The sequence below is a fragment of the Modicisalibacter sp. genome (assembly GCF_055145905.1).
Map to the genome: position 1 here is coordinate 40,439 of NZ_JBSREH010000037.1, position 7,692 is coordinate 48,130.

The 7,692-nt window shown below is 64.9% G+C and carries 7 protein-coding genes; 5 read left to right on the forward strand and 2 right to left on the reverse strand.

All coding sequences use genetic code 11. The annotated features are described in order from the left end of the window. Nucleotides 1-30: 30 nt before the first annotated feature. Together dnaN and dnaA are read right to left on the reverse strand one after the other, a co-directional pair. On the reverse strand, nucleotides 31-1,134 hold the full coding sequence (gene dnaN, locus ACTCB7_RS11595; protein WP_463006794.1) for a DNA polymerase III subunit beta: 1,104 nt from the start codon (nucleotides 1,132-1,134) through the stop codon (nucleotides 31-33). Between the two features lie 70 nt (nucleotides 1,135-1,204). Beyond that, the gene (gene dnaA, locus ACTCB7_RS11600) at nucleotides 1,205-2,677 is read right to left on the reverse strand and encodes a chromosomal replication initiator protein DnaA (protein ID WP_463006795.1); all 1,473 of its coding nucleotides are present in this window, start codon (nucleotides 2,675-2,677) and stop codon (nucleotides 1,205-1,207) included. Nucleotides 2,678-3,271: 594 nt separating this feature from the next. Between dnaA and rpmH the strand changes: the two genes are divergently transcribed. The 5 genes from rpmH to ACTCB7_RS11625 form a co-directional block, all read left to right on the forward strand. Next, nucleotides 3,272-3,406: a 50S ribosomal protein L34 gene (rpmH, locus tag ACTCB7_RS11605; RefSeq protein WP_163650180.1), complete on the forward strand. Its 135-nt coding sequence runs from the start codon at nucleotides 3,272-3,274 to the stop codon at nucleotides 3,404-3,406. 10 nt (nucleotides 3,407-3,416) lie between these two features. Continuing rightward, entirely contained in the window at nucleotides 3,417-3,800 is a 384-nt protein-coding gene (rnpA, locus tag ACTCB7_RS11610) for a ribonuclease P protein component (protein WP_163650179.1), read from the forward strand. Nucleotides 3,801-3,861: 61 nt separating this feature from the next. Next, nucleotides 3,862-5,547: a membrane protein insertase YidC gene (gene yidC / locus ACTCB7_RS11615; RefSeq protein WP_463006796.1), complete on the forward strand. Its 1,686-nt coding sequence runs from the start codon at nucleotides 3,862-3,864 to the stop codon at nucleotides 5,545-5,547. Between the two features lie 106 nt (nucleotides 5,548-5,653). Further along, a complete protein-coding gene (gene mnmE / locus ACTCB7_RS11620) occupies nucleotides 5,654-7,030 on the forward strand; it encodes a tRNA uridine-5-carboxymethylaminomethyl(34) synthesis GTPase MnmE (protein ID WP_163650177.1) in 1,377 nt (458 codons plus the stop codon). 213 nt (nucleotides 7,031-7,243) lie between these two features. Continuing rightward, nucleotides 7,244-7,692 (forward strand): transposase family protein (locus tag ACTCB7_RS11625; RefSeq protein WP_463006797.1); only part of this gene is annotated, 449 nt, incomplete at its 3' end.

Below are 7,692 nucleotides of genomic sequence, written 5' to 3' on the forward strand. Positions count from 1 at the left end.
GCCCGGAGGCGCTCCGTCGCGGTGGGCGGATTACAGGCGCATGGGCATGACGACGTAGAGGGCGTCGCCGCCGCCGGGCTCTTCCATGATGGCGCTGCTGTTGGGATCGGACAGGGTCATCTGCATGCGCTCGTTATCCAGCGCGTTGAGCACGTCGATCAGATAACCGACGTTGAAGCCGATTTCCATGGCATTGCCGTCGTAGTCGATGGCCACGTTCTCCTCGGCTTCCTCCTGCTCGGGATTGTTGGCCAGCACGCGGAGGTTGCCCTCCTCGAGGTTGAGCCGCACGCCACGATACTTCTCGTTGGAGAGGATCGAGGTCCGCGACAGCACCTGACGCAGCTCGGCGCGGTCGGCGATGAAGGTCTTGTCGCCGCCGCGCGGGATCACCCGCTCGTAGTCGGGGAACTTGCCGTCCACCAGCTTGGAGGTGAAGGTGAACTCGCCGGTGTGGGCGCGCACATGGTTGGCGCCCAGCGTCAGGTTGACCGGCTCGTCGCTGCCATCGAGCAACCGCGACAGTTCGAGCACGCCCTTGCGCGGCACGATCAGCTTCTGGGCCGGTTCGACGTCGATCTCGGCGCTGCGGGTGCACATGGCCAGGCGATGGCCGTCGGTGGCGACCGTGCGCACCAGGTGGTGACCGAACTCCAGCAGCATGCCGTTGAGATAATAGCGCACGTCCTGCTGGGCCATGGCGAAGCCGGTGGCGTCGATCAGGTGCTTGAGCGTGCCCCGCGACAGGGTCAGCTCCTGGCTGGCCTGGCCGTCCTCGATGTTGGGAAACTCGGCCACCGGCAGGGTGGAGAGCGTGAAGCGCGAACGCCCGGCACGCAGGATCGCGCGGCCGTCCTCCAGCGAAAAGGTGATCTCGGACTGCTCGGGCAGCGACTTGCAGATATCCATCAGCTTGCGCGCGGGCACCGTCGCCGAGCCCGGCTCGTCGACCTGGGTGGGCTCGGCGCGGCCGATCAGCTCCACCTCGAGGTCGGTGCCGGTCAGGGCCAGCCGGGCGTCCTGCACCTCGATCAGCACGTTGGAAAGCACCGGCAGCGTCTGGCGGCGCTCGACGACGCCGGCTACCAGCGACAGCGGGCGCAGCAGGGCTTCGCGGGCGATGGAAAATTTCATGAGGGCTCCACTCTTGTCCTGAATATCAAGGCGATGTTCGTGCCGCCGGTGCGGCGGGATGTGCGTCGTCTCAGCTGGTCAGCAAGCGCAGCAGGTTCTTGTAATCCTCGCGGATGTCGGCGCTCTCGTCCTGCAGGGCCTGCACCTTGCGGCAGGCGTGCAGCACGGTGGTGTGGTCGCGGCCGCCGAAGGCATCGCCGATTTCCGGCAGGCTGTGATTGGTCAGCTCCTTGGCCAGCGCCATCGCCACCTGGCGCGGCCGGGCCACGGAGCGCGAGCGCCGCTTGGAGAGCAGGTCCGCCACCTTGATCTTGTAGTACTCGGCCACGGTGCGCTGGATATTGTCCACCCCGACCTGCTTGTCCTGCAGCGCCAGCAGGTCCTTGAGCGACTCGCGAATGAAATCCTGGGTGATGGGCTTGCCCATGAAGTGCGAGTCGGCGATCACCTTCTTCAGCGCGCCCTCGAGCTCGCGGACGTTGGAGCGGATCTTCTGGGCAATGAAGAAGGCGGCGTCGTGCGGCAGGTCGACCTTGGCCTGGTCGGCCTTCTTCATCAGGATCGCCACCCGGGTCTCCAGCTCCGGCGGCTCGATCGCCACCGTCAGCCCCCAGCCGAAGCGCGACTTGAGACGCTCCTCGACCCCGCTGATCTCCTTGGGGTAGCGATCCGAGGTGAGGATCATCTGCTGACCGCCCTCGAGCAGCGCATTAAAGGTGTGGAAGAACTCCTCCTGGGAGCGCTCCTTGCCGGCGAAGAACTGGATGTCGTCGATCAGCAGGGCGTCAACGCTGCGATAGAAGCGCTTGAAGTCATTGATGGCGTTGAGCTGCAGCGCCTTGACCATGTCGGCGACGAAGCGCTCGGAGTGCAGGTAGACCACCCGGGCGTTGTCACGCTGCATGGCCAGCTGGTTGCCCACCGCGTGCATCAGGTGCGTCTTGCCGAGCCCCACCCCGCCGTACAGGAACAGCGGATTGTAGGCGCCGCCGGGGTTTTCCGAGACCTGCCGCGAGGCCGCCCGGGCCAGCTGGTTGGACTTGCCCTCGACGAAGGTGTCGAAGGTGAAGTTGGGATTGAGACCGCTCTGGTGCTTGAGGCTGCCCTCCACCTGGACCTGGCGCTCGCCGTTCGCACCGCCGCGCCGCGCGGACTCCTCGCGCAGCGTCTCGATCTCCTGCTCGTCGGCGTAATCGCCCCGCGGCGGCGTCTGCACCGCCGGCGCCGCAGGCTGGCGGAAGCGGCTGGCCGAGACCGGGTTACCGAGATCCCGGGGCTGGGGGCTGGGCGCGGCACGCCGGCTGCCCACCGCCAGCGCCACCTTGGGTGGCTTGGCCGGCGCCAGTTCACGCAGCAGCTCGTTGATGCGCTTCAGGTACTTGTCGCTGACCCAATCGCGCACGAAGCGATTGGGCGCCAGCAACGTGAGCTCGTTGGGCGCCGTATCTTCCGCCTGCAAGGGGCGAATCCAGGTGTTGAACTGCTGCGAGTTCAGCTCGTCCTGCAGGTAGTCCAGACATTGTTGCCAAAGAGCGACCGACACGCGTGAGACCCATCCCGATTTGCGAATGACCGAGCATTGTAGCGTTCTCGAGACGAGTTATCCACACGCCGGGCAGCGGCGAACGCGCTGTGGAAAACTCGGGTACGAACGAGTGGATGCAACGGGTACCTTTCGGGTACAAGCGAGGGGTCGTGGATAATCCGCTATTTCATCCACAGGCTCGTGACACGAGACTCACCGCTTCCCAAGCGGCTGTGCACAGATTCGTCAAATACCCACTTGACTGATTTTTCAAGCAATAAATGCTTTATCCACAAAAACTATCCCCAATAGTAATAACAACATCAATCAAGAAACCCAATGATTATAGTAAGGCCGGCCGTCACGGCGGAAGCGATGATCCGTCGACGGTCTTCGCTCGGATGGCGCCTGGTGGACTTCACCGGAGACAGGCCATGGCGGGCCGAACCGCCGGGCGTTGAAAGAACCCGTTGTGGATAATCGCGCGCAGAAATTGCACGTGGCTGGCGAATTCACTAGAATTTCCCGCCTTGAGCCAAATCCGTCCCGCTGCCCCGTCTGGGGAGGGGGGACAACTGTCACTTCCAATCCACCACGTGGGAATTCAACGTCATGAAACGCACCTTTCAACCCAGCGTTCTCAAGCGCAAGCGTGCGCACGGCTTCCGTGCTCGCATGGCCACCAAGAATGGCCGTCAGGTTCTGGCACGTCGTCGTGCCAAGGGTCGCAAGCGTCTGAGCGCTTGATCGGCCGCGAATGTCCTGTCAGGGCTTTCCCCGGCAACTGCGCCTGCTGACTGCCGGGGACTATCGATACGTCTTCGATCGCGCCACGTACAAGGTTCATGCCAGGGGCATCCTGGTTCTCGCCAGAGCCAATGCACTGGGGCATCCCCGTGTCGGCCTGGTGGTGAGCAAGAAGAATGTCCGTCGTGCCGTTGATCGCAATCGTCTCAAGCGCCTCGTGCGCGAATCCATCCGACTCCGGCAGCATCGCCTGCCCGCCGTGGATATCGTGGTCCTCGCCCGTCGCGGCGTCAGCGACCTGGATAACCCCACGCTGCACCGCCAGCTGCACGGCCTGTGGCGACGCCTGGAAAAGGAGGTTCGCAAGCAGGCGGCGGTCGCCTCGCCCTCCTGACCGGAACAGCGTGCTGGCCGAGTCGCCAGAGTGATCCAACTTCCCATCGGGCAGATCCCTAATGGACGTAAAACGACTGTTACTCGTGATTCCGCTCGCGGTTCTTGCCTACCTGCTGGTCATCCAGTGGAATCAGGACTACGGGCAGACCCCTGCCGAAACCTCCTCGCCCTCGTTCAGCAGCAGCGGTCAGCCGGCCGCCGGCGATGGCGGCGGCCAGCCCGCCGACGAGCAGAGCCTGGCTGCACCCTCCGGCAAGTCAGGGGGCAGCGCCAGCCCGACGATGGCGGACAACGCCGCCACCGACACTCGGCGCAGCCTGATCGACGTGAAGACCGACGTGCTCGACGTGCGCATCGACCCGCGGGGCGGCGACATCGTCTACGCGGCGCTTCCGCAGCACAAGATGAGCCGCAACGCCGAGCATCCCTTCGTGCTGCTCTCCGACGGCCGTACCCGCAGCTATGTCGCCAAGTCCGGGCTCCAGCTCGAGGGGCACAAGGGACGCATCGCCTTCACGCCGGAGAAGACCCAGTACACCCTCGCCAAGGGCGAGAAGTCGCTGACCGTCGACCTCAAGGCCACAGTCAACGGTGTTGACGTCATCAAGCGCCTGGTCTTCGACCGCGACAGCTACGCCGTCAAGGTCAGCTACCATCTGGCCAACCAGGGCGAAACCCCCGTCACCGCCCGCTTCATCGGTCAGCTGGCCCGCGACAACAGTCCCGACCCGTCGACCAGCGGCGGCATGGGCATGAGCTCGTACCTGGGCGCGGCCTATTCCTCGCCGGACAATCATTACGAGAAGGTCGGCTTCGACGCGATCAAGAACGGCGAGTTCAACAATCGTGACGTCGAGGGCGGCTGGGTCGCGATCATCCAGCACTACTTCACCTCCGCCTGGGTCCCGGCGCAGAACCAGCAGAACCTCTACTACGCGACCACCGATTCCCGGGATCGCAACGTGGTGGCCTTCGCCGGCCCCACCCAGAGCGTGGCCCCCGGCGGCGAGACCGACCTGAGCGCCACGCTCTACATGGGTCCCAAGGTCCAGGAACGCCTGGCCGCCGTGGCCCCCAACCTGGAGCTCACCGTCGATTTCGGCTGGCTGTGGTTCCTGGCCAACCCGCTGTTCTGGCTGCTGGAGAAGATCCACAGCGTGCTCGGCAACTGGGGCTGGTCGATCGTCCTGCTGACGGTCATCGTCAAGACCGTGCTGTTCCCGCTGTCCGCCAAGGCCTACAAGTCGATGGCCAAGATGCGCAAGCTCGGTCCCGAGATGCAGCGCATCAAGGAACGCTTCGGCGACGATCGCCAGAAGATGTCGCAGGAGATGATGAAGTTCTACCAGAAGGAGAAGATCAATCCTCTGGGGGGCTGCCTGCCGATCGTCATCCAGATGCCGGTGTTCATCGCGCTGTACTGGATGCTCAAGGAGTCCGTGGAACTGCGCCACGCGCCGTTCATGCTGTGGATCAACGACCTGTCGATGAAGGACCCGTACTTCGTGCTGCCGCTGCTGATGGGGCTGAGCATGTGGGTCCAGCAGTCGCTCAACCCGGCGCCGCCCGATCCCACCCAGGCGAAGATCATGAAGATGCTGCCGATCGTCTTCACCTTCTTCTTCATGTGGTTCCCGGCCGGCCTGGTGATCTACTGGATCGTCAACAACAGCCTGTCGATCCTCCAGCAGTGGGTGATCACCCGCAAGATCGTCGGCGACACCGCCCCCGCCAAGGGCAAGTAGCGCGTCGCCGGCCACCCGCCACGCCAGACCCCCGCCTCCGTGCGGGGGTCTGGCGTTTCAGCCCCGGATGACGACAATGGTCTCCACCCTTCAAAGAGCCAGCACCATGCCCGAAACGCCACTCTACACGCCGGATACCATCGCCGCCCTGGCCACGCCGCCGGGGCGTGGCGGCGTCGGGATCATCCGGGTCTCGGGGCCGGCCTGCCGGGCGATCGCCGAAGCGGTGATCGGCCACTGCCCGGCCCCGCGTCACGCCCGCTACGGCACCTTCCTGGGCGCCGAGGGGCAGGTCATCGACGAAGGCATCGCCCTGTTCTTCCCCGGGCCGTACTCCTTCACCGGCGAGGACGTGCTCGAGCTGCAGGGCCACGGCGGCCCGGTACTCATGGACATGCTGCTCGAGCGCTGCGTGACGCTGGGCGCCCGCCTGGCGCGTCCCGGCGAGTTTTCCGAGCGCGCCTTCCTCAACGACAAGCTCGACCTGGCCCAGGCCGAGGCCATCGCCGACCTGATCGACGCCAGCTCCCGCGCCGCCGCCGAGAACGCCCTGCGCTCGCTGCAGGGCGCCTTCTCCGAGCGGGTCGCCGCCCTGGTCGACTCGCTCATCGAGCTGCGCATGTACGTCGAGGCGGCCATCGACTTCCCCGAGGAGGAGATCGACTTCCTCGCCGACGGCCACGTCGCCGGCAAGCTCGCCGCCATCCGCGACGCGCTGGAGACCGTGCGCCGCTCGGCGAGCCAGGGCGCGCTGCTGCGCGAGGGCATGAACGTGGTGATCGCCGGGCGTCCCAACGCCGGCAAGTCCAGCCTGCTCAACGCCCTGACCGAGCAGGACACGGCGATCGTCACCGACATCGCCGGCACCACCCGCGACGTGCTGCGCGAGCACATCCACCTCGACGGCATGCCGCTGCACGTGATCGACACCGCCGGGCTGCGCGACACCCCCGACGCCGTGGAGCGCATCGGTGTCCAGCGCGCCTGGGAGGAGATCGAGAAGGCCGACCGCGTGCTGCTGCTGGTCGACGCCGCCACCACGCAGGCCACCGACCCCATGGCCATCTGGCCGGAGTTCGTCTCGCGGCTGGCCGATCCCGGACGGCTAACGCTGGTGCGCAACAAGATCGACACCCTCGGCGAGGCCGCCGGGATCGACTTGTCCACAACCCCGCCGGTCATTCGCCTGTCGGCAAAGACCGGTGCGGGTGTGGATAACCTGAAGGATCACCTCAAGTCGGTGATGGGCTACTCGGCCACCACCGAGGGACGCTTCTCGGCACGGCGGCGCCATCTCGATGCCCTCGAGCGGGCCGGGGAAGCGCTCGACAACGGCGCCGCCCAGCTCGAGGGCATGGGCGCCGGCGAGCTGCTGGCGGAGGACCTGCGCGCCGCCCAGCAGGCACTCGGCGAGATCACCGGCGAATTCAGCGCCGACGACCTGCTGGGCAAGATCTTCGGCGAGTTCTGCATCGGGAAGTGAACCTCATTCTGAAGTGGTAAAGCCCCGTGAAACCTATCAAAACATATCAAAATAACTTATTGTTTTCTAAGGACAATATTCGCTTTTACCTCAAAAACCTTTTTCCCGCGTTTTCTTCTAATTGTAGGGTCCCGGATGATCAAATGAGTTATAGGAGTTATCCTCTGCTGGCAGCCAGAGAGCTTCTACAGCAATTCATTCGGGAGCCGATTCATGGACATCAAGCTGCATAAGCAGGCCACGACAACACCGAAGATCCGGTCCGAGATCCAGGCGGCGCCCTCCAGCATCACGGATAGCGAGCTGGCTCGCCAGTATGGCGTCTCCCCCGCGACGATCCGGCGCTGGCGGTACCGTGACGATGTCCATGACCGACCGCACACGCGTCACAACCTGCTGGCCACCCTCACGTCCGAGCAGGAGGCGGTGCTGATCGCCGCTCGCGAATTCCTGCGGCTCGGTCTGGATGACCTGCTCGTCGTGGCACGTGAGTTCCTGAACCCTCGACTGTCTCGCTCAGGCCTGCATCGCATGCTCCAGCGCCGCGAGGTGCCGACACTGGCAGAACTGGCTCGGCAGGACGCTGGTGATGATGGGAAGCCCCGGCACAAGCCCTTCAAGGACTACGAGCCCGGGTACGTGCATATCGACATCAAGCACCT